The organism is Methylomusa anaerophila (assembly GCF_003966895.1).
GTDB classification, from domain to species: domain Bacteria; phylum Bacillota; class Negativicutes; order Sporomusales; family Sporomusaceae; genus Methylomusa; species Methylomusa anaerophila.
The window spans coordinates 3,812,625-3,836,103 of the sequence record NZ_AP018449.1 but is presented as its reverse complement, the minus strand read 5'-3'; the positions used below and the strand labels follow the sequence as shown (position 1 = coordinate 3,836,103).

The window sequence follows — 23,479 nt, the reverse complement described above, 5'->3', positions numbered from 1 at the left end:
CGGTTTACTGCCTACCAAAGCATCCTGTCATTTTGCCAAATTCGACATAAATAATTATTATTCCTGCTACTGCGGTTACAGATGCTCAGTTGTTAACAGGATCAAGCTCCATGTTTAAATATTATTCAATATAAATGACAAAATTCCTCTTTGGGATCTTGACAAACAACAGTATATTTGTTAAATAAAACAACCGTGATCCAATGACCCGGTTGTGAAGATAAATTATTGTCCTCATTTAGACTGGGCCCATGTTGATGGGATAAAGAGCTTCTCGAATATCTTAATAGCATATAAATCGGTCAAACCCGCAACATAGTCGACCGTCGTTGTCTGCAACCCCCAACGTTTTTCGCGGTCTAAGAACTCTTGCGGCAAACTATCGGGGTTCTTCATAAAATATTCATATAGCTTACTAATAACATAGCGAGCTTTTTTCCGGTCTGGTTCCAGTTCGGGCGAATGATATATTTTTTCGAACATGAACTCGCGTAACTGGTCCATGGCATTTTTAACTGGATCTGACATAAGAATTTCTTTTTTCCCTGTAGATTTTATAATAATGTCAGACACCATGACAGTAATCATGCGGGAAGGGTTGGTCCCCAGCGTTGAAGCAACATTTGGGGGAAGATCGGAAGGCCTGAGCATCCCCGCCCGTATTCCATCATCGTAATCATGACATAAATAGGCAATTCGGTCACCAAACCGAACAATATTTCCCTCCAAAGTAAGCGGTTTGCTATTCCCGGTATGATTGAGTATTCCATCCCGTACTTCCGCTGTTAAATTAAGGCCCTGCCCGTTGCGTTCCAGATGCTCAACAACACGGAGACTCTGCTCATTATGGCTATAACATCCGATTAAATCTTTGAGTGCGTATTCACCGGAATGACCAAAGGGAGTATGCCCTACATCATGACCCAAGGCTATGGCCTCAGTCAAGTCTTCATTTAGCATTAGGCTTCGGGCAATCGTCCGGGAAATTTGAGCTACTTCCAGGCTATGAGTCATTCGCATCCGGTAATGATCCCCCGGTGATATATAAACCTGGGTCTTATGCTTTAGCCTGCGGAAGGATTTACTGTGAATAATTCGGTCACGATCTCTTTGGAATGCGGTGCGAAAATCGCATGGTGACTCATCCCGCTCCCGCACTGCATCCCGGCTTTTGGCCGCAAAAGGGGCTAATATTTTATATTCCAACTCTTCAATACGTTCCCGTACCTTCATTGGATGTATTTGCCTCCTCTAATATCTAATGTGGATGGTTTCCTTGTCTTATCCCGTTTTTATAGAAAGACCAGAAAGACTCAAACCAGAAACGGATCTTTTTCCCAGGTGCGCGTATTATACTTGTTTTAGTATAATACAATCAAAAGGGGGATCTACAGTGAAAATAAAAGCCTTAATTTTCATTATCGTCTTTATTGTATTATTAACCGGCATAGCTGCTGCCAAACCTGTTATTACCGCTGATCAAACTTATTTTGACATTAATACTGGTCTGTATGTCTTAAAAGGAAATGTCTTTATCCAGGTTAATAATCGCACCATAACTGCGGGTCAAGCCAAGGTTGACATGGCATCTCTAGAAGTTTGGGGTTCCGGAGGAATCTCGGTCACTCAGGATGATATACATTTTACCGGGGACAGTGTATACGTGTGCGGAGCAAACAGCCAGGCTTCCATCGATGGCGGAGTAGAGTTTGCCCGCACCAATCTATCCATAAAGGCCAATAAAGTTGATTTCAACTGGCGTAGCCGAATTGCGAATTTTTGCGGTGACGTGGAAGTAACACAGGGAAATAACCGGTGGAAAGCGGCTAATGTAGTCTATAATGTTGACACAGACACATTTTTGTAATCAAGTTGGAGGATAAAGAGGGACTCTTTTCACTGTTTGTTATTTCTTTGGACGATTTCTAGAATTTTGTTGGCAGTTTCTTCGATAGCTCTGTTTGACACATCAATGACCAGGCAATTGAGCTTCCTCATTATGGCTTTAGCATATTCAAGTTCTTCAATAATACGGTCCATATTAGCATAAGTCGCATTAGGAGCCAGACCCATGGTTTTTAAACGTTCGCACCTGATTTCATTTAATTTTTGCGAGTTAATAACCAAACCTACTATTCGTTGCGGCGGAACTTGAAACAACTCTTGCGGCGGCGGTACCTCAGGTACCATGGGTACATTTGCCACTTTTATTTTTTTATGCGCCAAATACATACTTAACGGGGTCTTCGAAGTTCGCGAAACTCCGACAATCACAACATCAGCTTTAAGTAAGCCCCAGGGATTTTTTCCATCATCATACTTTACGGCAAATTCTACGGCTTCAACCCGTTTGAAGTATTCCTGGTCAAGCTTGTGGATGAGTCCTGGTGTAAGGCGGGGGATAAGTCCTGAGATCTCTTGAACTGCATTAAGCATGGGGCCCATTATATCGATTGCCGCTACGTCATACCGCTGGGCTTGTTCCAGCAATGCCGCCCGCAAATCAGGGGAAACAAGTGTATGACAGATTACACAGGAATGTTTCGCTGCTTCTCTGACTGTTTCTTCAATCTGATCAACGGAATTGATGTAAGGGATACGAATAATATCAAAATGACCCGAATTGAACTGACTGGCCGTAGCCCTAGCCACCATCTCGGCAGTCTCGCCAATTGAATCGGATAAAGCATAAATAATCGGTAAACTAGCTATAGTTGTTACCTCCTTTTCCTTCGCCTAATTCTACAAATAGCCTTGCAACATTCGTTTTCGTCAACCGTCCGACAACTTCATAAACTTTGTTTCCCAGGGTAGATGTTGCCGATACAACCGGCAGACTGTCTACTTCATTGTCAATAATTTTTTTTGCGGCTGCAAGTACCGGTTCATCCGGAGTAGTAACCACAATTTTGGGCATGGGAGTCATTAGCACCTTTACCGGCATCTTATGAAGGTCATTCCCACCGATGGCAATCTTCAGTACATCTTTGCGCGATATCACACCTGCCAAAATGCCCCCAGGCTCGACTGCAAACACTGTGCCTACATCTTCCAGGAACATGGTCACGACAGCGTCATAAGCACTAGTGTTACATGATACCACAACAGGTACAGACTGTATATCCCGTACTTTTATTAGGCTAACTTGATCTGTTATCAAAGAAAAAGCATCTTTCCCGGTATAGTAATAGCCAACTTTCGGGCGGGCTTCGATCAGGCCGGACATTACCAGAACAGCTAAATCCGGGCGCAAAGCTGCTCGGGTAACATTAAGCCGTTCAGCTATCTGTTCCCCGGTTATCGGGCCCGATGCGCGTACGATGTCGGATATTTTCTCTTGTCGCGGCGTTAATGGCAATAATTAACACCCCTTTCGTGAATACTCAATGTTGACACGCGCAGAATTTAAAATATATAAGCTATACTATGTCTATACGCCAAAGTTTGGCGAATTCCTTTAATGATTTCTTTTACTATATGCTATATGGAACGCACTAAAAAATTGAAATTATATCCGGGTATTAGGAACGCTTCGACGCTGTCGCTTAACCTAACATATTATACTTTCACGTATTCTTAAAAAAAAATACGATACCTGTGCAAAAATTCACAGATATCGTTGCTACTAATATATCTAAGTTTCAGCATGCTTTATCCAACTTTGAAGACACCCACTTCTATAAGTGGGTGTTACCACTTCCAAACTTCGGTGGGGGTAGAGTCCCCCACCGAAGCCCCGAAGTTTAGCAAGAAGCTAAACGAGTTCACTCTGTGCGAGCTACATACTTATAATGGATCTCTGAGGGTCTCTACTGCTTTTGTAGTTTCCTCCTGAGGCGGAACACTTTCTTCATCTCGAATCACTTCAATCGTACAGCGTTTAAATACCGCAACCAAAACGCCAAGTACCGCCAGTTGCGGCAGAACTACGGCCCCGATTGCTCCCAGCGCTACAGGTATTTCTGCTAAGACTCTGTCCTCATGCTTGATTCGTATTTTATTTATATTACCTTGGCGAATAAGTTCCTTCACTTTATCAATAACCTCTGTTGAACGAACGGAAAACTCCTCAGTCCAATTATTATTTTTTGTCCGTCCCTCCAACTCTATTAGAGTATCTATGACATTACCGCCATTGCGTTCCAGCGCTTCTTTGGCTTCCCGGTAGGTTACCCCAATTCTTTCGCGAACCATATCAATTTTTTCCAAAGTAATATTATTAATATTATCCATCAAGCTCCGCCTCCTTACAGTAATCTCAGCTTATTATTTCCTGACTGCCCATAATGTATTCTGAAAATATAGTACGCTTACATAGCGTTAATCTGTTGAATAAACTTTAATGAGTTTAAATCTTTGTCCAATTGGAAGCGAAGAAAACTGCACAGTATGCTCTCAGCTTGATTTAGAACTTTCCCATTTATTGAAAAATTACCAGGATTGTTCCAATCAAGTCTAATTAGATTGCCTATTAAATCTCGGACTTGCCGGGTAATTTCAGGCAGTTGATAGTGATCGCAATGCGGGCAGACAACCCCTCCTGCTCTCACGTCTATAAAAGCTGGAAAAATTAGATCTTTTTCACAGTAAAGACAGCGATCAAAGCTCGGCTGAAATCCTGCCAGTGATAATAGTTGCCATGCAGCCGCCAAAGTGGTAATACGCGGATTTCTTACTAAAAGCAAATGGTAAGCATGTAACAAAATATAAAACGCATTAAAATCCTTTTCCCGTTCCGGCCATAATTCACTTACCAGTTCGGCGAGAAAATTCCCATAGGCCAACAGAGTCAGATCTTCTCTGAGTTCCCGAAAAGATGTCATAATTTCGCATTGTTTTACTGAATCCAATCCTCTTTTAAGCTTAGCAAAGGATAACGATAAGTCCAAATGAGAAAAGGGCTGCAAACAGCCGCCTAACTTGCTCTTAGATCGGCGTGCGCCGTATGCTATTGCCGTTATTTTGCCATACTCACGTGAAAACAAAGTAACCATTCTGTCGGCATCGCCCCAATTACGTACTGCCAACAGAATGGCTTCAGTTTGATACTCCACCGGCATTTGACCTCACTAACTACTCATGATTTTTAGTTTTGCCGACAAACTGCCAGTTAAATCCCGTGATTCAGGTTGGCTTGCATTATTATCAACACAAGCCCGATAGGCTAAATAAGCGTCGATGTTGCCGGTGTTCTGAAAAATCTCCCACATCATCTCCCGCAGTACCAATCCAATCATCCCTTTCTCACGAATATATAATCTTAGGATTCACCAATCACCGTCATAATTATAAGTCCTCATCAACCTTGTCAGGATTTTCTAATAACAGCGGTGAAGCTTTAACCCTGACAATCCGCAAGCCATTAACCTGCAATATCTCAAAAGAAAAATCGCCGATATCCACCTTATCACCGGTTTCCGGACGGCGTCCAAGCATGCCGAAAATATACCCGCCAATTGTATCTTCTTCATGTTCTTCCAACCGTATATTCAATAGCTCGATAACATCATCCAATAATACTCCGCCGTCGAACTCATAACTTCCGTCTGGCAAACGCTGTATTTCAACTTCTTCCACCAGATCATGCTCATCTTGAATATCCCCAACGATTTCTTCAAGCACGTCTTCCAGAGCCACCAAGCCGGCGGTGCCGCCGTATTCATCGGCAACGACAGCCAAATGAGTGCGTTTACGGCGCATCACTTGCAGAAGATGAGCCACAGACATTCCCTCAGGGACGATCAAAATTTCCCGCACGATTAATTTTAAGTCTTTATTGGGTGGATCTGTCATGTCCATCAAATCACGTATATGCACCATGCCGATTACGTGGTCTTTATCTTCCGCGCAGAGGGGATAACGGGTATGACCGGTTTCCTTAACTACCTGCATATTCTCCTCAAATGAATCATCAACAAAAAGACATATCATGTCTTGTCTCGGCACCATGATTTCCCGGGCCAAACGATCCGCGAAATCAAAAACATTGTCAATTAATTCGCTTTCCATCTGGTCAAGAACCCCACCGCGATGGCTAGCACTGACAATCATTCTTAACTCCTCTTCCGAATGAGCCAGATCGGTTTCATTTGCCGCTTTAATATTCAGCAGGCGTAAGATAGCTCGTGCTATACGATTAAACGAAACTATGACAGGATAACCGATTTTATGGAAGATATAAAGAGGCCAAGCACAAAATAAAGTCGTACTCTCAGCCTGCTGAATGGCCAAAGATTTAGGCACAAGTTCACCGATTACAATATGTAAAAACGTAATAACAGTAAATCCCACGGCAATACTAATAGTATTACGGACCCATTCGGATACGGGAATATATTTATATACAAGCGGCTCTAACAGAGAAGAAATCGCCGGTTCACCAAGCCACCCCAAAGCCAGCGAAGCAAGCGTAATTCCAAGTTGAGTAGCCCCCAGATAAGTATCTAAATCGGATACCACTTTTAATGCCAAAGCAGCCCGGCGATTGCCTTGCAGGGAAAGCTCTTCCAGGCGGGTCTTTCGAATTTTAACCAGTGAGAACTCAGCCACTACAAAAAAACCGTTCACTAATACCAGCAGGAAAGCTGCAAAAAGTTTGACTATGCTGAGTAATAAAGCCGGGTCGATAAAGCATCTCTCCCTAACGAGAATGTTGAAAAAGCGCATCTGCGTCGTTGGCACTCCGGTTACGGTCTAAGATGCAAGCTATTCTTAGTAGGATAGCCTTATCTCACACATTCCGTTTCCATGGCGACGCGCTCTTGCGTACAAACTACGTACGCGGCGCAGCACAATCCTCGCGCCGCCTAGCAGCTGCATCTTTTTGAACAGTCCCTAACAGTTGGAATTACTGCGGGGCATGACGGCTCCGGCAGTAATAACATATTGCAATGCACTCTCGCTTGTCACATCTAAAGGTATTATATCCCGCCTGGGTAAGATTATATTAAATCCTGCGGTCAGGTTCAAACTCATTGGTACGAACACACAAACATGTTCTTCATCAAATTGTTTGCTGAGCGGTTCCGACAGGTCAGGCATCACAAAACCCAGCGACCTCACACCTGGATGCGGGTAGGGTACCAGCACAGCATTCTCAAGGAGTTTCTGTGACTCAAACACTGTGGTAGAAAGCTGCTTTACACTATTATAAATAAATTTGACTATTGGGATAGAACCAAGTAATCGTTCCGTATAATCAAAGATGCCCTTCAGCAACCAGTGAGAGGATAACCAGCCAATCAAAAAAATGAGAGCCAAAACGACAACTAAAGCAAGTCCGGGAAAATGAATAGGCAGGTATCTCCCTAGCAGCCATTCAGTAAATGAAAAAGTATTAACTACTGCAAAAACAGTAATAGCGATCGGCACAATAATAATAAGACCATTAATAAAATACTTGGAGAACCATTTCATATTTTAATCCCCTCTTTACAAATGATACCATCAAGTAAAGCATTGGTCAATAAAATCAATGGCTGCCGTTATTCGGCAGCCAAAAAAAGTTAAGGATTTTTTACTCAAACCCAAAAGTCTTTAATATATTTTCACGATTACGCCAGTCTTTTTTCACTTTCACCCATAAATCGAGGAACACTTTATTCCCCAGCAAGTTTTCTATATCCTTTCGAGCCGCTTGCCCAATTTGTTTTAAAAGTTTTCCACCTTCACCGATTACAATTCCTTTCTGCGACTCCCGTTCCACATAGATAACTGCCCGCACGTAGAGATCATCATTAACGCGAGTCTTAATCTCTTCTATATCAACCAAAATGGCATGGGGAATTTCTTCCCTGGTTGCGTGAAGCGCCTTTTCGCGAATAAGTTCGGAAATTACTAATCTCTCAGGCTGATCCGTTACCATGTCAGGGGGATAATACTGGGGGCCGGGTGTCAAATGCGCTTTGATTTCCGCGATTAATCGATCCAGGTTCGTATGGTCCAGTGCGGATATGGGTACTACTGCGGCAAACTCACAACAAGTGGTATATTTTTCGATGGAAGGAAGCAAGCTGATCTTAGGAACCTGGTCAATCTTATTTACCGCTAAAATTACCGGCGTCCTGATCTTACTAAGGTTGTCCAGTATATATTCTTCTCCAGGTCCCATTTTTGCGGTAGCGTCAACAACAAATAGGATTACATCCACTTCATGAAGCGTGTTTTCTGCCGCCCTGACCATATACTCTCCCAATTTATGTTTGGGCTTGTGAATTCCGGGAGTGTCAATAAACAAGATTTGAGCATCGTCTAATGTTAAAACACCCATTATCTTATTTCTGGTGGTTTGCGGCTTGTCAGACATTATTGCGATTTTTTGCCCAATCAAACTATTTATCAGAGTTGATTTTCCCACATTGGGGCGGCCAATTACGGCAACGAACCCTGATACATGTTTTTGCAAATCATTTGTAGTCAATTTTAATCACCACCACTAACTAAATCCGTTTTGGTAAAGCTATCCGGCAACAGTTCACGAATGGTAGTTTCGCGCCATTCTCTCTGAGTATTGCCAAGGATGATTCTCTTTATGCCAAATTCAGACATAACTTGAAGGCAGGCTCCGCAGGGAGATACCGGTTCCGTCGTATTAGCAACCACAGCTAAAGCTATAATTTCTTTTTCTCCTTCAGAAACTGCTTTAAAGATGGCAGTGCGCTCGGCGCAATTGGATAAACCAAAGGAAGCATTCTCTATATTGCAGCCGCCGTAAATCTTATCGTTTTTTCCCAGCACGGCGGCCCCTACTTTAAAATTAGAATAAGGGGCATAAGCTTTTTTACGGGCAAGAAGCGCCGCTTCAAGAAGCTCTTTCACCACTTTGTCCATTTTGTCCTCCCCATTAGAGCGTGTTTTAAAAAACACGCAACCTCAATTTTATAATTTTATAGAGGCTGGGCTGGTTCACAAAGCAGATGAGCGTTTTCAACCAGCCTCTAGCCAAATAATCTATGAAAAAACAGGAGATACCCAACAACCAAAGAATTGAACACGCTTGCCAAAACAGCCCCGGCGGCTACATCCTTGGCAATTTTGGCCAAAGGATGATATTCTGGCGAAACCTTATCAACGATTGCTTCTAAAGCAGTATTAAATAACTCCGCAACCAATACACCTGCTATTGTGACGGCTAAAATGGCATATTCAATGCTGTTCAGACCGACTTTCCAAGCCAGTAGTATAACGCACGCAGCAGCAAATAGATGAAATCGCATGTGCCGCTCTGTTAGCACACTAAATAAAATCCCCCGCAGAGCATGTCGCAATGATAGGATAAATCTCATGGCGAATACAACACGTTAGCCTCTGGTAATTCCAAGCAGAGACAAAACATGCTCTTCCTCCTTGCGCATGTCTGCCCGTTCTGCTTCATCCTCGTGATCGTAACCCAGCAAATGAAGCATGCCGTGAATTGTTAGGTAAGCCAGTTCCCGTTCCATACTATGGCCAAACTCTTCAGCTTGACGAGCGGCAGTCTCGAGAGAGATTACAATATCTCCCAGCAGTATTTCCATTCCCGGGGGGTTGCCAAGGATTTCCGGTTCCGTATCGTGGTCGATATGGTCATTCAATGCAAAGGATAATACGTCCGTGGAACAATCCTTGTCGCGATATTCAAAATTCAATTTTCGGATGTATTCGTCGTCTGCAAAAATCAGCCCAACTTCGGCCTTTTCTTCCAGTCCGTAAACTTGTGCGGATTTATTTACTACTGCCCGCACTGTTTGGGTCATTTGTTCCGTTATTGTCATCTTTTTCTGCACATTGTCGATTAGCGTTTCCATTTTTCAATTTCTTCCTCTCTAGCTCTTTTAGAGCATCCGGATACTCAATGCGGGTATGAAACATGCTGGATAATAGACGAATATACACATCACCTATGACATTGAGATCTTTTAAAGTCAAATTACAATCATCGAGCTGTCCGTCATGAAGCCGTTCGCGAATAATTTTTCGTACCATTCCTTCAATACGGTTCACATTGGGCTTGCTAATTGAGCGCACAGCCGCTTCACAAGCATCCGCCAGCATTACCAAAGCAACTTCTTTGCTTTGTGGTCGAGGCCCTTCATATCTAAAGTCCGCTTCAATTATACATTCTCCATGTTCGTTCTCAGTGGCCCGTTTATAAAAGTAAGATACCAGCGTAGTTCCATGATGTTGTTGAATAATATCGGTAATGACCTGTGGCAGTTTATAGTCACGGCATAGGTCCAGCCCGTCTTTTATATGAGAAGTTACGATCAACGTGCTTAGCGATGGGGCGATTTTGTCATGCGGATTTTCATTGTCAACTTGGTTTTCCCCAAAGAAATAGGGCCGCTTGATTTTACCAATGTCATGATAATATGCCCCCACTCTAACAGTCACGGGGTCGGCGCCAATGGCAACAGCCGCAGTTTCCGCCAGGTTCCCAACCAAGATACTGTGGTGGTAGGTTCCGGGTGCGTCGAGGAGAAGCCGCTGAAGCAGCGGATGATTGGGCCTCGCCAAATCCAAGAGTTTGACTGAACTAGTAAGGTTAAAAGCATGTTCCAGGTAAGGAAGAATTCCGGTAGTGATAATGGCAGCAGCAATACCGTTAAAAATACCCAGTATTGCCTGGAAGAGCACTTCCCTATTATCAATTTCCTCAATAAAACCAGTTGAGCTAATAACCAGAAAATTGATTGCAGCTATCCAAATCCCGGCTCTGGTTAGACTGTAGCCATGGGCCTTTTTGGTGACACTATATACTCCGGCCAAACTGCCAGTTAAAGCTACGGCCACTGCACGAAAATCATGATCAACAATAACGCCAAACAGCATCGCCACAATAACGCCCATTAATAAAGCTACTCGTGTATCGATAAGGATTGCGGTTAATAATGCGCCAGCCGCGATCGGGGCGGCAAAGTCCGAGTAGTAATGGGCTGCTTTACCCAATAGTAAGGTTACAAGAATAATTAATCCTAAAAGTACAAGATACATGTCATTTCCATAGACAAACCCGGCAAATTTATACAAATAGCCCAATGCTATTATCATGGCTAACAGCACGAATATTGCCAACCCTAATATTCGCATCTCATTTACGTTGCCCGCGTATAATCCGAGTTCGTTCATAACGTTAATTCGCTCAGGTGTAATCACATCGCCTCGCCTTACAAGCACCTGCCCTTTTTTTACAGTTTGACGGACAGGCTCAATCGTAGCTAAGGCAGCTTGTTTTCGTTTTTCAGTCTCGCGTGCGTTTAAAATAAAATTGGGCCTTAGCAGTTTTTGTGCGATACCGGCCACAACAGCTTCAGTATTATTGCCTAAGCCAAGTTCCTCAGTTTCTACTACAATTTGTTTTCTGGCAATATCCAACTCGTCTTCGTGAATACCGCGCTGCAAATGTTTGCGCAATGCACTTTTTACATACTCTTCGGCTGGGGGAAGAGTAGCTTCATCAAGAGTAATTAAATCGGATAAAACGTTACTGGGTAAGGAAATTTTCAATTCTGTCAAGTCTTTGTCTAATTTGTCCAATTTTCTTTCAGTCGAATCAAGGTTTTTATCTGTTATAACCTGCTGAGCAGCCCGAAAGATAGTCTTTATTTCTACTTCCACCTTGGTCATTACTGCAACATCTAGATCATATACGTTAGCTATACTAGCCAAAACTTCTGCTTCCAGCTGTTTAGTTTTAGCAGTATCAATATAAGAAACGGTTCGCGGTGCTATAACGTCTCGGTCGCTAACCTGGCCGACCTGCAACGAAACTTTGTCGGGGATAAAATCTGTCGATAAAGTTATCGTGTAGAGGACAAAAAATGCCAAAGCAAGTACAATGCGGCGTACCAGCGGCCGGGTATACACGCTCGCCAGCCGGGTGAAAAAATTCCGCAGTTTGTTATTTGCCGATATCATATATATTGTTCATCTCCAAATACAGAGATTTATTTTTTTCTACTCGTATCCGCCAGCTTATCAAATGCCCGAACTGCTTAGAAATCGTTAGATGCTAGGCGCGACGAGGACCGGAGCGGAAGCGTACTGGGGAAGTACGTTGGAGTGAGGACCGCAGAAGCAACGACGCAGATGGCGGTTTATAAGCAGTTCCCTACCTAAAGAGAACAGTTACGACTGCTCAAACCGTTCGTATGCTTTTATAATCTTGCTGACAATTTCATGACGGACAACATCACTTTCATCAAAGCACTTAATTTCAATACCACGTATGTCACTTAAAACAGATTGAGCTTGTTTCAACCCTGATACAGATCCATGGGGCAAATCAATCTGGGTGATGTCGCCGGTAATAACCATTTTCGAACCAAAACCAAGCCGGGTCAAAAACATTTTCATCTGCTCCATTGTCGTATTTTGGGCTTCATCCAAAATTATAAAAGAATCATCGAGGGTTCGGCCGCGCATGTAGGCCAGGGGAGCAACTTCAATAATATTTTTTGTCATATATTTGGTTACGGTGTCCACTCCGAGAATATCATACATCGCATCATATAATGGTCTCAAATATGGGTCAACTTTTTCCTGCAGGTCTCCAGGCAAAAAACCAAGTTTTTCCCCGGCTTCTACGGCGGGCCGGGTTAATATGATTCTCTCGGCCAACTTATTTTTTAAGGAAAAAACTGCCATTGCGACGGCAAGATAAGTTTTCCCAGTGCCGGCAGGCCCTATACCAAAGGTGATGTAATTGTTGCGGATGGCTTCCAGATAAAGACGCTGTCCCAATGTCTTAGGCTTAATATGACGACCTCTGGCATTCACAAGAAAAGTATCGGCAAACATTTGGTGGAGAAATTCTTCTCGACCATCCTTAACCATTTTGATACTATAACGGACATCATGAATAGTAACTGGATTACCTTCACGATACAAGTATATTAATTCCGAAAACAATCGGTGTATTTTATCAATTTCGGGTAGCTGTCCTTCGATAATCAAATCATTTCCACGGGCGGTAGCTTTAGCTTCGAACTGTTCCCTAATGATTCTAAGATTTTCGTCGTTTCGTCCCAGAATCGCAACCGTCTCTGCTGTGTCACTAAAGTTGATGCGTTTTTCCAAAAAGACAAAGCCTCCCTATATTCTACACATTTTACTGTTGTGTTAAATACATTGTTTCCGTAATATCTTCCAAAGTTTCAACACTAACCTTTACCCTAACAATATTTTGTTCCGCTAGATTTAATACTTCTACATTGCGGGATAGTAATTGCGCCGCTTCCGGTATCGAGCCTTGTACCATGTGCATGGCTGCCGTTTGAGCTTCATCCCGGGCCTCTTCAAATGATTTATCTATCAAATTTGAAGTAATTTCATGATAGATTTTAATAGTTGATTCGACAGTGAATTCCCTATTCCTCCATAGGGGAAGCTGTTTATGTATGATCTCAGTATCGTACTCGGCAAAAGGAGGATTAGGCACAGTTTTTAATATAATTTCATTGGGGCCGATTTTTAACATTACAGCAACCTGCCGGTTGCCGGTTGGCCGCGAAACCTTTTTATTGAGCTCGGCCTCGGCATAGCCTTCATACCATACTCTAGCTTTAACAATGCCCTTAGCTTTAATAAGTTCCTGAGGAATAGCAGCCGTTTTTTCGCCAGTCAGCGATGGCTCCATGTACTGAGCCGGGAATCCTTTTATCAGCAAGTCCCCTTTTTTTATAGTATCTCCCTTTTTTACGGCCGGTTGCCCAGCCAAAACAATTATGTCAGTTATAACTCCATCCTTAGCGGCAATTATATGAGCAGGCGCCTTATTTTCTTGTTTCGGCAGCGTTTTTTCCACTATTTCGACCACAGCACGCGTGCCGGTAAAATTGATACCTACCCACGCCACCTCAGGAATGTTTAGTAGTATATCACGTTCAATTTGCTTAATATCGATTTTTTCTTTCATTGCTCCTGGTTTTAAGCCATTTTTTGAAATACTTTCCCTTATTCTATCGTTGGATAAATATTTTAATCCTGTAATATCGATAAACCAAATATAAGAAGAAAGAACATGCAGCAATAATATAAATATAAGTCCGCCAACTACCATCATTTTTCGTTGTTTTATCCGTTTTATCAAAAATGGCAATCCCCATGATGATGCAACTTGCACTCGGGTTTGACTTTTTCTCACCAGCGGCCGGATTGCAAAAAAATCATCCAAACTAATCCAAGCTATTAAATCATCATTCCGTTTAGTAATATTCCAGAGAAATATCCGTTCTGCCAAACATAAGTTAATAAATCTTTCCGGCATACGCCCAGTGATTCGAATTTTTACCGCGCCTTTCAGATAACGGAAATTAAATATCATACTTAACCTCCCTGACCGTACCTTCGACTAGTATCTGCTCAGTTTGAAAACTGCTAAGAGACAAGGCGCTGCCTTTGATTACTAATTCTCCTTGGTTAAATTTAACCCGCAACAGCGAAGGGGTATACTCAATAATACCTCTATGGTTTTCTACTAATAGCTGTTTGTTGCCAAGCATAGTAATGCGCGGCAAATCCAATACAATGTCTTGTGGAATTTCAAACAGTCGCGCGAGTGTTTGTAATTTTCCTTTGCGACGCAACATGACAAATCCCCCCTCATATACAAATGTATGCCCGGCTACCGGGTTTAGTACATGAAGGGGGATTATATAAACTTATTGAAATTTTCGCGTCAAAAATTCATCAAATTTATGAACCTTAACCGGGGCTGCGAACCGCATGTAATTTGTGGCTACGATTAATTCACCGCAGTCTAAATTTTTAATCTCATTGCGTTGCTGCAAGATATCTTTGCGGCACATAGCTTCTAACTTTGACCGATCGGCTTTGGAAGCCAGTCCTAAAATGAACAACGTATTGAGCTGGGATAATACTTTATCCGCCAATAAACGCGGCTGTTGATCCACTACACATAATCCTAAGTTAAATTTGCGGGCTTCACTTACGAAACGGGCAAATACATTTTGCGATGTTAACTCTTTTTTGCCTAAAAATCTGTGTGCCTCTTCCAAAACGATTAGAACCGGCTTCAAATGACTTCGTTCGGAATCGGTTTTTCCTGCATAATGTTGCAATAGTTTCTTTGATAGTAACGTGGACAGGGCTTGTTCACCAACCGGTGAGATATTTTTAAGCTCAACCAAGACCACTTTTCCTTCCTCTAATTCTTTCATCATTTGCATGGCAATACTTGCTTTTTCATTTGGTTGGGTGTCACTAATATTCAGCTCCTGTTCCAAATTCCAGCAAATGCTCTTAATTTTACTGATTGTTCTCGCCTGAAACTTTTGTCCCGTACATTCGTGAAGTTCTTCTATAATATCTTGCGTATCATATTTTAGAACACATTCCATCCATCGATCATGCCATACGGAAGACAATTTATAGATAGCATCTAATTGCGGCTCTGTAAAAGTAGCACAGGCTGTTATATCCTCCGGCTCAATCTCGTCACAATATAGTGCCAGTTTTCGCACATTATGCCTCGACTCGGGGTTTGTATTATAGACCACAAGCCGATCATGAAACTTAGGATGCTGGGATAAGTCACGATAGTATTCGTTGTGAACATCAAATATTAATAGTCCGTAATTGCCGTTATCGATAATCGAGCTTGACAACACTTTAACAAGGTTGCTTTTGCCTGAGCCGGTAGTTCCAAATATCCCGATATGCTCGGTAATAGCCTTTGAGCCAAATATGCCTACCGGCAGTTCAAGTACGGTTCGACCGCTTTTTAAAAAACCTATTTCCAAGTCACCCTTCATTTCCTTCAATAAAGATGTATCTTTAGAGCTTAAGCCTCTCACTTCACAAAAAAAATCCGGACAGGTCTTGGGATTAAATAACTGACCATTGTGGTCCGCATAACACAATTGTTCTGCGAGACCAATTTTGACTGTGTGATTACCTCCCAAATAGAAGTCTAATTCCTCTTGATTTACAATTTGACCATTTTCATCTAATTTGCTCATAAGATAACTCACCCCGTTCATACCTGACCAACGGGATTTAACCTTGAAATCATAGGCGCGAACATAAAAACGATCATTATTTTTACCTTCAACTACAAGAATATCACCAAAATCAACGTCTTGATTAGGAGCAACGACAAATTCTACATACGTACCCTGGGCGTAAGTAAGACGCCCTTTATATTGTTGTTGTGCCATATGCTTTGCCCCCTCTTAGCAGAAAACCGCTTCTAAATTCAATTTTCGATTATTATTAGTGTGCGCTGGACCATAAAAAATAAAACAGGAATATATTTTTCCTGTTTTATTTAGTATTTCCTATTCATTTGCCTTTGGTATTCTTGCGAGGATAGATTGGGCGATAAGCTCGCGGTGGCAGGAGGATTTCAGCGAAAATGATTCCGTTTGCAATCGTTTGCGAAGTAAGTTTTTCTCGCCAAGGCGATATCACTTCTCTAACTTGCGGAATATTTACCGGCGGAGGCATATTGTTTGCGGCTGCAAAAGGATGGCTGGCATAGGCACTTAAATCCCCAACCGGTTCTTCTTGATTAACTTGTTCCATTTTATGAATTGGGGTTGGAGTGTTAGCCATTTCAGGCGGAATTTTAGTATCCGGAGTATCCGGTATGTCAGGATATTCGTATTCCTTGGTTTTTCGTCGCTTTAGAAGCTCGGGCACGACATATAAGAGAACCATCAGCAATAATGGTATCAATACGTCCATAATTTCCATATACTCACCTATTCACCTATTTTTTCTCATCAGACTTGGGTCCAGGCTCCATCGGTCCGGCTTTGGCAATTGTCTCGCGCATCTGGGTGTCGGCCAAGACATTATTCATGTTATAGTAATCCATTACGCCCATACGACCTTCCCGTAGCGCAGCAGCTAAAGCATGCGGGACATCAGCCTGCGCTTCCACCACCTTGGCCTGCATTTCCTGAGTATACGCCCGCATTTCCTGCTCCCGGGCCACCGCCATGGCCCGCCGTTCTTCAGCTTTAGCCTGGGCAATGCGTTTTTCGGCTTCCGCCTGATCTGTCATAAGTTCCGCGCCAATATTACGGCCAACGTCAACATCGGCAATATCGATGGAGAGTATTTCAAAGGCAGTGCCCGAATCCAAGCCTTTGGTGAGGACTGTACGGGAAATGTGGTCAGGGTTGGCCAGCACTTCCTTGTGGTCGTCAGTCGAACCTACCGTAGTGACGACCCCCTCGCCAACCCTGGCCAAAATGGTAGCCTCGCCGGCACCGCCTACCAACCGGTCAATGTTGGCTCTAACCGTGACCCTGGCCTTAACTTTTAACTCAATCCCGTTTTTCGCTACTGCCGATACGAAGGGGGTTTCAATAACTTTAGGATTAACACTCATTTGTACTGCTTCCAACACATTCCTACCAGCCAGATCGATAGCAGCCGACCGTTCAAACGGCAACGGAATTTGAGCACGATGGGCCGCGATAAGCGCGTCGATAACCCGATCAACGTTACCGCCGGCTAAGTAATGAGCCTCTAGCTGATTTACGTTTACATCAAGGCCCGCTTTATTTGCCTTGATTAACGGCATTACAATCTGGGACGGCGGTACACGCCTGAGACGCATACCAATCAGAGTAATTATTCCTACGTTAACACCGGCAGCCAAAGCGGAAATCCATAGAGCAAGCGGCACAAAGTGCAAAAAAATGCTGATTCCAACGATAAATACCAATAATATAAATACACTTCCAATTAACGCGATCATGGACTAAACCTCCTCATTTAATAATCATGACAATAGACAATGTCCGACTTTAGCTGGAAGAGCCACTGACCGGACGTACAACAATTCTGTTTCCGTTAATATCCACCACCTTTACTTTTTGGTTTGAATCAATAAACTGCCCTTCCGAGACCACATCGAGATGAACGCCGTCGATATCGACAATTCCGGCCGGCCTTAACAACGTAATTGTTATTCCTGTCTTTCCCATATATTCTTGATAATTTTTACTTGAAATGTATCCGGAATTAGTGGTTTCAGCATCCTTCAATACAACTTTAGACCAAAGCTGGCTTGAAGGCAAACGCCTAATTATCATTAAGAATATGACAATTGCTGCTACCAGGCTTATGGCCATAACATTTACTGCTTGGAAACCGGCTCCCAAAGTTAAGAAAAAACTGGCAAGTATCGCGACAACGCCTGTTACTCCAAATATACCCGTACCGGGGGTATATAATTCAACAAATAACAGAAGTATACCGCCGATAAAAAGCAGTAGCTCTACCCAACCGGCAAGTCCGGTTAACCACTGGCTGCCGAAGAAGAGCATAGCGGCAATGATCCCGATAAGCGCCGCGCCTCCCATACCTGCAGTCTTTATCTCTGCCAGAACAGCCAAAAAGATAATCGATATTAAAACCGATTTTACAGCCGGGTCAGACAACCAGCCGGCAAGCTTTTCCGGCCACTCTTGCACATATTCCACTACCGGAGCTCCGGTAAAACCGTAATGCTTTAATACCGCAGCCCGGTCTGAAGCCACAGTATCCGCATATCCTACTTGGATTGCCTGGTAGTCGGTCAAAGCTAAAATTTGTCCCGGTTCCGCATAGCCGGGAAAACCAAGAGATTTGTCAACCATCGCTTCCGCCACTTGCGGGTTGCGGCCGGTATTATTAGCTGTCGCGGCGAATTCAGCTTTAAGCGCAGCCACTGTCTTTTCTGTTGTCGGAATGGGTTCAGCGGCCCCGATACTTCCCCCCGGAGTAATTGCGATATGTTTATGGGCAATGGCAATCAATGCTCCTGCCGACCAGGCCCGGTTTTTGATGTAACAGATTGTGGGCACAGGTGAATTTATTATCATGTCTCTAATACTAATCGCCGAATCAACCAGACCGCCAAAAGTATCAATTTCAAGCAGCACCGCTTGCGCTTTTTGCTTCTGTACCTCTTCCATCGCCTTATGAACGAGAGCGGTTTGCCCTTGGTTGATTTCTCCTTTTATTACTATGCTAATAACCGGACCGGAACTAGCTATAACAGGCATATCCACGAGCAAGCATGCAGCGATGCCTACAAAGCATACCATTAATATCCTTCGTATAATCCAGTTCACTATCTCACTCCTATTAGCCTAATCTTACATTATTAATCTTACATTATAGAAAATCCGGTACCCTTGAGTACCGGATTCATTACTTATTTTATTTATTCAACTGTTCGCGTACAATTGTATTTACTAATTTACCATCAGCGCGGCCTTTCACTTTGGGCATCAGTGCCGCCATAACCTTACCCATTTCTTTAAGGTCAGCAGCCTGAGTTTCACGAATGGCTTCAATGACTAAGGGCCTTATTTCATCTTCAGTCAACTGTTGGGGAAGGTATTGCAGCAAAATCTTGATTTCCTGTTCAAGTGTCTCAACCAAATCGGGTCGGTTTCCCTTTCTGAACTCATCCATTGAATCTTTTCGCATTTTAACTTCTTTAGCCAATACGTCAAGAACTTCCTCTTCAGAAAGATCCTTCTTCTTGTCAATTTCAACATTTTTTATACTGGCACGAACCATACGGATAACAGAAAGCCGAAGTTTCCCTGCTTCCTTATCCTTCATGGCTTGTTTCATATCCTCTACCAGTTTTTCTTTTATGGACATAAAGCTCGATACCTCCGAAACTAGCGATTAGTTAAATTTACGTTTACGTGCCGCTTCGGATTTTTTCTTGCGTTTTACACTGGGTTTTTCATAATGCTCGCGTTTTCTGACTTCCGCAAGAACACCGGCTTTTTGACATGTACGCTTGAATCTGCGGAGCGCACTATCAAGTGTTTCATTTTTGCCTACTTTTACTTCTGACATCTGATCTCCCTCCCTCCATAGAACCGTTACGAGGAAGTGTACTAGTTAACATACACCTAACCATTATACACTAAACTACCTAACAAAGTCAATATAGGCTTACCCGCCGGGGTTAGCCTGGCGGCCACTCCATGTGCCTCCCACCCAAAACATGCCAATGAAGGTGATCGACCGTTTGCCCACCATGTCTTTTCGTATTAATCACCAATCGGAAACCTTCTTCTGATAAGCCGGCTTCGGTTGCAATCTTCGGAATAGTTGTCATAATATGTGCCAATAATTCACCATCGCTGCTATGTACTTCGAGGAGGTTGGAAATATGCCGCTTCGGTATCACAAGAAGATGAACCGGGGCGACAGGATTAATATCAGGAAATGCCAGCATGTGCTCATCTTCGTATACGGCCTTTACTGGTATTTCCTTACTTGCGATTTTACAAAATATACAATCGTGTTGCATACCACACCTCCTCCCATACTATATCAGTATTCAGATAATTAGTATTATACGCTTCTACTGTAGAATATTCTTCCCATCTAGTTAAATTCCTGCCACCGGCATATAGTATGAAAAGATATTTACTCCATTATTTTGCCCCATAAACCGTCCAGATAATTGGCGGTGAGTTCCACTCCCCTGATTTGACCCAGGAACGTTTGCTCTCCTTTAGCATAAACCCGAATATAGTTTTCGGTAAAACCACTAATAATTCCCGAGTTAGTTGCGGCAGTCACGCCGGCATCGCCTCCCGGTTCCGCTTCAAACAAGACATCTCGTATTTTTCCGATAAATGAGCAACGGTACTCTTTGGCCATTTCTTCAGCCAATCCCTGCATAACCTGGACTCTTCGTTTCTTTTCATACTCAGCAATTTGACAAGTGAATTCAGCTGCGGGTGTACCAGTGCGACGGGAATAAGGAAAGACATGCATACCCGCAAACTTGATAGTTCTCCCCAGTGATACAGTGTTAGCAAACATTGCTTCTGTCTCGCCGGGAAAACCCACAATTACATCAGTCGTAATGGCAATACCGGGAACCCGTTTTTTAATTCCTTCAATTAAATTCAGGTATTGCGCCGCGGTATAATGGCGATTCATCAAATTAAGGATAGTATCGTCACCTGACTGCAGCGGCAAGTGCAGATGCCCACAAAGTCTGACATCCTTTTCCATAATGTCTATTAATTTATCTGAAACTTCGATAGATTCCAATGATCCCAGTCTGAGACGAGTTAATTCGTTAATATCCAGCACAGCCTGAACAGCGTCAACCAGCGAAACTATTTCGCCGTTATTGGCCAGATCCCGGCCGTAAGCCCCAAGATGAATGCCGGTCAGGACAATTTCCTGAAAACCCGCCTCTACCAATTTTGACGCTTCCTTGACAATGCTGGCCAGCGGGCGCGAGCGCAACGGGCCCCGGGCATAAGGAATGATGCAATACGTACAAAAATTCGTACATCCTTCTTGAATTTTTAGAAAGGCTCTTGTTCTTCCCGGCAAGGAAAAGAGCGGAATGTCTTCATACTGTTTGGCAGCCATAATATCTGTAACCGCATTAAGGGGTTGAAACTTATGGTTTTGCTTCCTATTTTCTATCAATTCGACCATATGTCCCCGGTCTTGTGTACCGATGATGAGATCAACACCTTTAATATTAGCCACTTCTGCCGGCGAAACTTGGGCGTAGCAACCGGTAACCACAATAGTTGCAGCCGGGTTTAGCCGTTGAGCCCTGCGGATTAGCTGGCGGGACTTGCGCTCGCCTAAATGTGTCACAGAACAAGTATTTATGACGTATACATCGGCTTGACGGGAGAAGTCTACGATTTCATATCCCTTGACAATAAACAAACCTTGCATAACTTGAGTTTCATATTGATTCACTTTACAACCCAGGGTTGTAAAAGCTGCTTGCGGCACGTTTAGCCCCCCAAGTCACCGTGTTGATACATTATTACAGTTAGCGCTGCCAGCGCCGCCGTCTCTGTGCGTAAAATTCTTGGACCCATTGTTACCGTTAGGGCGCCATTATTTTCACATATTCTTACTTCCGAATCACTGAAGCCGCCTTCCGGGCCTATAATAATAACATAAGATTGCCGGTCCGAAGCTGTCAGTATAGATCTAATTCCTTGGGAAGCATCGCCTTCATAACACATAATCACCTTGGCGCCGCTACAAATTTCTTCACCAAATAAATCACTGAGATGTGTTACTGTCTTAACTTCAGGTATCTGAGATCGCCGGCACTGTTTTGCCGCCTCTGCGGCAATTTTCTGCCAGCGCTTAACTTTATCCGTTTTTTTTACCTCATTGTAACGCACTACGCAGTTTTCCGTTATAACAGGCACAATGCCGGCAACTCCCAATTCTACCGCTTTTTGTATAATATAATCCATTTTGTCGCCCTTGGTCAGTCCTTGAGCCAACCATACCTGAATTGGCGGTTCGGTATCATTGATAAGAATTTCCTCCAGCATTACCGCTACCGTGTCCGGTGTGATCCTAGTTATTGTTGCCCTGCCGGCTTGTCCATCATCGCCGACTACGATCAGTTTTTCGCCAACAGTCATTCTAAGCACCCGGGATATATGACGGGCATCTTCATTAATAATATTGATATTGGAGGTGAGAGGGCCATGAATAAAGAAACGGCGCACTCTAAAGCGCCTCCCTAACCATTGCGGCTGGCCAAGATAGCTACCCAGCCGCCTTCTTCGACTACCCTGTCAATGATCAGTTTATTCTCCAGCATTACGGCGGTGACGTCACTTAATCGTTCGGCAATAATGCCGCTGGCAATAAATAGTCCGTTATGAGTCAAGTGTTTTTGTACTTCCGGCAGCATTCTTATGATTACATCGGCGACAATATTGGCGACAATCACGTCTGCCTGCCCGTTGACACCCGTTAACAAATCTCCCTGGAGAGCTTCAATGATGGTATCTGTTTTATTAATTTTTATGTTCTCTTTGGCAATTTTAACCGCAATCGGATCCAGATCTATAGCAATCACACGGGAAGCGCCAAGTTTTGCAGCAGTTATAGCCAAAATACCTGAACCTGTGCCAATATCAAATACCGTACTCTTAGGCTTAATTACATCTTCCAGTAAGCGTATGCATATAGCAGTTGTATGATGGGTTCCGGTGCCAAAAGCCATTCCCGGATCCAATTCGATGATTAGATCGTTTGCAGCAGCAATATACTCTTCCCATGAAGGTTTAACTACAATTCTTTCACCCAGCCGGACCGGATGAAAATACTGCTTCCAGGCGGATGCCCAGTCTTCTTCCTGGACTTCTCGCCAGTTAATAGCACCCCGTCCCTTATCAATATCATGTTCGACTAACCTGTTAATGCGTTCTTCAAAAATGCGCAATTTATCATCTAAGTATTCATCAACAGGCAAATAAGCCTTTATAGTAACAACCCCGGTTTCGGTAACTTCCGGAATATCGCAATATTCCCATGCTCCCGAGCATCGGTATGAATTAACCAGTTCCGGATCTTCGATTACTACGCCGCTAGCTCCCAACTCATGAAAAATATTGGCCACCGCCTCGGTAGCCTCGTGAGTTGTTTGAATACTGATTTCGGCCCACTTCACAGAGCATCGCCCCTATCCAGCTTGCGTAGTTATTATGTCAGGTATTTC

The 23,479-nt window shown here is 43.3% G+C and carries 27 protein-coding genes; 1 reads left to right on the top strand and 26 read right to left on the bottom strand.

Annotation, left to right across the window (positions count from 1 at the left end; genetic code table 11):
• Positions 1 to 234: 234 nt before the first annotated feature.
• The gene (locus tag MAMMFC1_RS17290; protein ID WP_126309721.1) at positions 235 to 1,233 is read right to left on the bottom strand and encodes a deoxyguanosinetriphosphate triphosphohydrolase; all 999 of its coding nucleotides are present in this window, start codon (positions 1,231 to 1,233) and stop codon (positions 235 to 237) included.
• Between the two features lie 160 nt (positions 1,234 to 1,393).
• On the opposite strand from MAMMFC1_RS17290, the gene MAMMFC1_RS17285 reads away from it, so the two are divergent.
• Positions 1,394 to 1,867: an LptA/OstA family protein gene (locus tag MAMMFC1_RS17285; protein WP_126309720.1), complete on the top strand. Its 474-nt coding sequence runs from the start codon at positions 1,394 to 1,396 to the stop codon at positions 1,865 to 1,867.
• 29 nt (positions 1,868 to 1,896) lie between these two features.
• On the opposite strand, the gene MAMMFC1_RS17280 is transcribed toward MAMMFC1_RS17285, so the two are convergent.
• The 25 genes from MAMMFC1_RS17280 to prmA form a co-directional block, all read right to left on the bottom strand.
• Positions 1,897 to 2,712: a pyruvate, water dikinase regulatory protein gene (locus MAMMFC1_RS17280; RefSeq protein WP_126309719.1), complete on the bottom strand. Its 816-nt coding sequence runs from the start codon at positions 2,710 to 2,712 to the stop codon at positions 1,897 to 1,899.
• Positions 2,705 to 3,358 carry a helix-turn-helix transcriptional regulator gene (locus MAMMFC1_RS17275; protein WP_126309718.1) on the bottom strand — a complete coding sequence of 218 codons (654 nt, stop codon included), beginning with the start codon at positions 3,356 to 3,358 and terminating at the stop codon, positions 2,705 to 2,707. The genes MAMMFC1_RS17280 and MAMMFC1_RS17275 overlap by 8 nt, the downstream gene beginning before the upstream one ends.
• A gap of 428 nt (positions 3,359 to 3,786) precedes the next feature.
• Positions 3,787 to 4,233: a DUF4342 domain-containing protein gene (locus tag MAMMFC1_RS17270; RefSeq protein WP_232035501.1), complete on the bottom strand. Its 447-nt coding sequence runs from the start codon at positions 4,231 to 4,233 to the stop codon at positions 3,787 to 3,789.
• Between the two features lie 77 nt (positions 4,234 to 4,310).
• Positions 4,311 to 5,060 carry a DNA repair protein RecO gene (gene recO / locus MAMMFC1_RS17265; protein ID WP_126309717.1) on the bottom strand — a complete coding sequence of 250 codons (750 nt, stop codon included), beginning with the start codon at positions 5,058 to 5,060 and terminating at the stop codon, positions 4,311 to 4,313.
• Positions 5,061 to 5,069: 9 nt separating this feature from the next.
• Entirely contained in the window at positions 5,070 to 5,237 is a 168-nt protein-coding gene (locus MAMMFC1_RS17260) for a YqzL family protein (RefSeq protein WP_197723848.1), read from the bottom strand.
• Positions 5,238 to 5,286: 49 nt separating this feature from the next.
• Positions 5,287 to 6,681 carry a hemolysin family protein gene (locus MAMMFC1_RS17255; protein ID WP_232035500.1) on the bottom strand — a complete coding sequence of 465 codons (1,395 nt, stop codon included), beginning with the start codon at positions 6,679 to 6,681 and terminating at the stop codon, positions 5,287 to 5,289.
• Positions 6,682 to 6,834: 153 nt separating this feature from the next.
• On the bottom strand, positions 6,835 to 7,416 hold the full coding sequence (locus tag MAMMFC1_RS17250) for a DUF502 domain-containing protein (RefSeq protein WP_126309715.1): 582 nt from the start codon (positions 7,414 to 7,416) through the stop codon (positions 6,835 to 6,837).
• A gap of 100 nt (positions 7,417 to 7,516) precedes the next feature.
• A complete protein-coding gene (era, locus tag MAMMFC1_RS17245) occupies positions 7,517 to 8,419 on the bottom strand; it encodes a GTPase Era (protein WP_408631216.1) in 903 nt (300 codons plus the stop codon).
• Positions 8,420 to 8,421: 2 nt separating this feature from the next.
• Positions 8,422 to 8,829: a cytidine deaminase gene (locus MAMMFC1_RS17240; RefSeq protein WP_126309714.1), complete on the bottom strand. Its 408-nt coding sequence runs from the start codon at positions 8,827 to 8,829 to the stop codon at positions 8,422 to 8,424.
• Between the two features lie 107 nt (positions 8,830 to 8,936).
• Positions 8,937 to 9,284 carry a diacylglycerol kinase family protein gene (locus MAMMFC1_RS17235; protein WP_126309713.1) on the bottom strand — a complete coding sequence of 116 codons (348 nt, stop codon included), beginning with the start codon at positions 9,282 to 9,284 and terminating at the stop codon, positions 8,937 to 8,939.
• Between the two features lie 15 nt (positions 9,285 to 9,299).
• On the bottom strand, positions 9,300 to 9,752 hold the full coding sequence (ybeY, locus tag MAMMFC1_RS17230; protein ID WP_232035827.1) for an rRNA maturation RNase YbeY: 453 nt from the start codon (positions 9,750 to 9,752) through the stop codon (positions 9,300 to 9,302).
• Entirely contained in the window at positions 9,703 to 11,895 is a 2,193-nt protein-coding gene (locus MAMMFC1_RS17225; RefSeq protein WP_126309711.1) for an HD family phosphohydrolase, read from the bottom strand. The genes ybeY and MAMMFC1_RS17225 overlap by 50 nt, the downstream gene beginning before the upstream one ends.
• A 210-nt stretch (positions 11,896 to 12,105) precedes the next feature.
• Positions 12,106 to 13,056: a PhoH family protein gene (locus MAMMFC1_RS17220; protein WP_126309710.1), complete on the bottom strand. Its 951-nt coding sequence runs from the start codon at positions 13,054 to 13,056 to the stop codon at positions 12,106 to 12,108.
• 31 nt (positions 13,057 to 13,087) lie between these two features.
• Positions 13,088 to 14,302, bottom strand: coding sequence for a sporulation protein YqfD (yqfD, locus tag MAMMFC1_RS17215; protein WP_126309709.1), 1,215 nt, complete (start codon positions 14,300 to 14,302; stop codon positions 13,088 to 13,090).
• Entirely contained in the window at positions 14,292 to 14,567 is a 276-nt protein-coding gene (gene yqfC, locus MAMMFC1_RS17210; protein ID WP_126309708.1) for a sporulation protein YqfC, read from the bottom strand. The genes yqfD and yqfC overlap by 11 nt, the downstream gene beginning before the upstream one ends.
• 72 nt (positions 14,568 to 14,639) lie before the next feature.
• On the bottom strand, positions 14,640 to 16,157 hold the full coding sequence (locus MAMMFC1_RS17205; protein ID WP_126309707.1) for an ATP-binding protein: 1,518 nt from the start codon (positions 16,155 to 16,157) through the stop codon (positions 14,640 to 14,642).
• 124 nt (positions 16,158 to 16,281) lie between these two features.
• A complete protein-coding gene (locus MAMMFC1_RS17200; RefSeq protein ID WP_126309706.1) occupies positions 16,282 to 16,695 on the bottom strand; it encodes a hypothetical protein in 414 nt (137 codons plus the stop codon).
• 16 nt (positions 16,696 to 16,711) lie between these two features.
• Positions 16,712 to 17,710, bottom strand: coding sequence for a flotillin-like protein FloA (gene floA, locus MAMMFC1_RS17195; RefSeq protein WP_126309705.1), 999 nt, complete (start codon positions 17,708 to 17,710; stop codon positions 16,712 to 16,714).
• Positions 17,711 to 17,759: 49 nt separating this feature from the next.
• Positions 17,760 to 19,070 carry an NfeD family protein gene (locus tag MAMMFC1_RS17190; protein ID WP_232035498.1) on the bottom strand — a complete coding sequence of 437 codons (1,311 nt, stop codon included), beginning with the start codon at positions 19,068 to 19,070 and terminating at the stop codon, positions 17,760 to 17,762.
• Between the two features lie 88 nt (positions 19,071 to 19,158).
• Entirely contained in the window at positions 19,159 to 19,611 is a 453-nt protein-coding gene (locus MAMMFC1_RS17185; protein WP_126309704.1) for a GatB/YqeY domain-containing protein, read from the bottom strand.
• Positions 19,612 to 19,638: 27 nt separating this feature from the next.
• On the bottom strand, positions 19,639 to 19,815 hold the full coding sequence (gene rpsU, locus MAMMFC1_RS17180) for a 30S ribosomal protein S21 (protein ID WP_021167731.1): 177 nt from the start codon (positions 19,813 to 19,815) through the stop codon (positions 19,639 to 19,641).
• 112 nt (positions 19,816 to 19,927) lie between these two features.
• Positions 19,928 to 20,275, bottom strand: coding sequence for a histidine triad nucleotide-binding protein (locus MAMMFC1_RS17175; RefSeq protein WP_126309703.1), 348 nt, complete (start codon positions 20,273 to 20,275; stop codon positions 19,928 to 19,930).
• A gap of 119 nt (positions 20,276 to 20,394) precedes the next feature.
• Complete coding sequence (mtaB, locus tag MAMMFC1_RS17170; protein WP_126309702.1) at positions 20,395 to 21,741, bottom strand: tRNA (N(6)-L-threonylcarbamoyladenosine(37)-C(2))-methylthiotransferase MtaB; 1,347 nt, start codon at positions 21,739 to 21,741, stop codon at positions 20,395 to 20,397.
• Between the two features lie 2 nt (positions 21,742 to 21,743).
• On the bottom strand, positions 21,744 to 22,481 hold the full coding sequence (locus MAMMFC1_RS17165; protein ID WP_126309701.1) for a 16S rRNA (uracil(1498)-N(3))-methyltransferase: 738 nt from the start codon (positions 22,479 to 22,481) through the stop codon (positions 21,744 to 21,746).
• A gap of 14 nt (positions 22,482 to 22,495) precedes the next feature.
• The gene (gene prmA / locus MAMMFC1_RS17160) at positions 22,496 to 23,431 is read right to left on the bottom strand and encodes a 50S ribosomal protein L11 methyltransferase (protein ID WP_126309700.1); all 936 of its coding nucleotides are present in this window, start codon (positions 23,429 to 23,431) and stop codon (positions 22,496 to 22,498) included.
• Positions 23,432 to 23,479 lie beyond the last annotated feature (48 nt).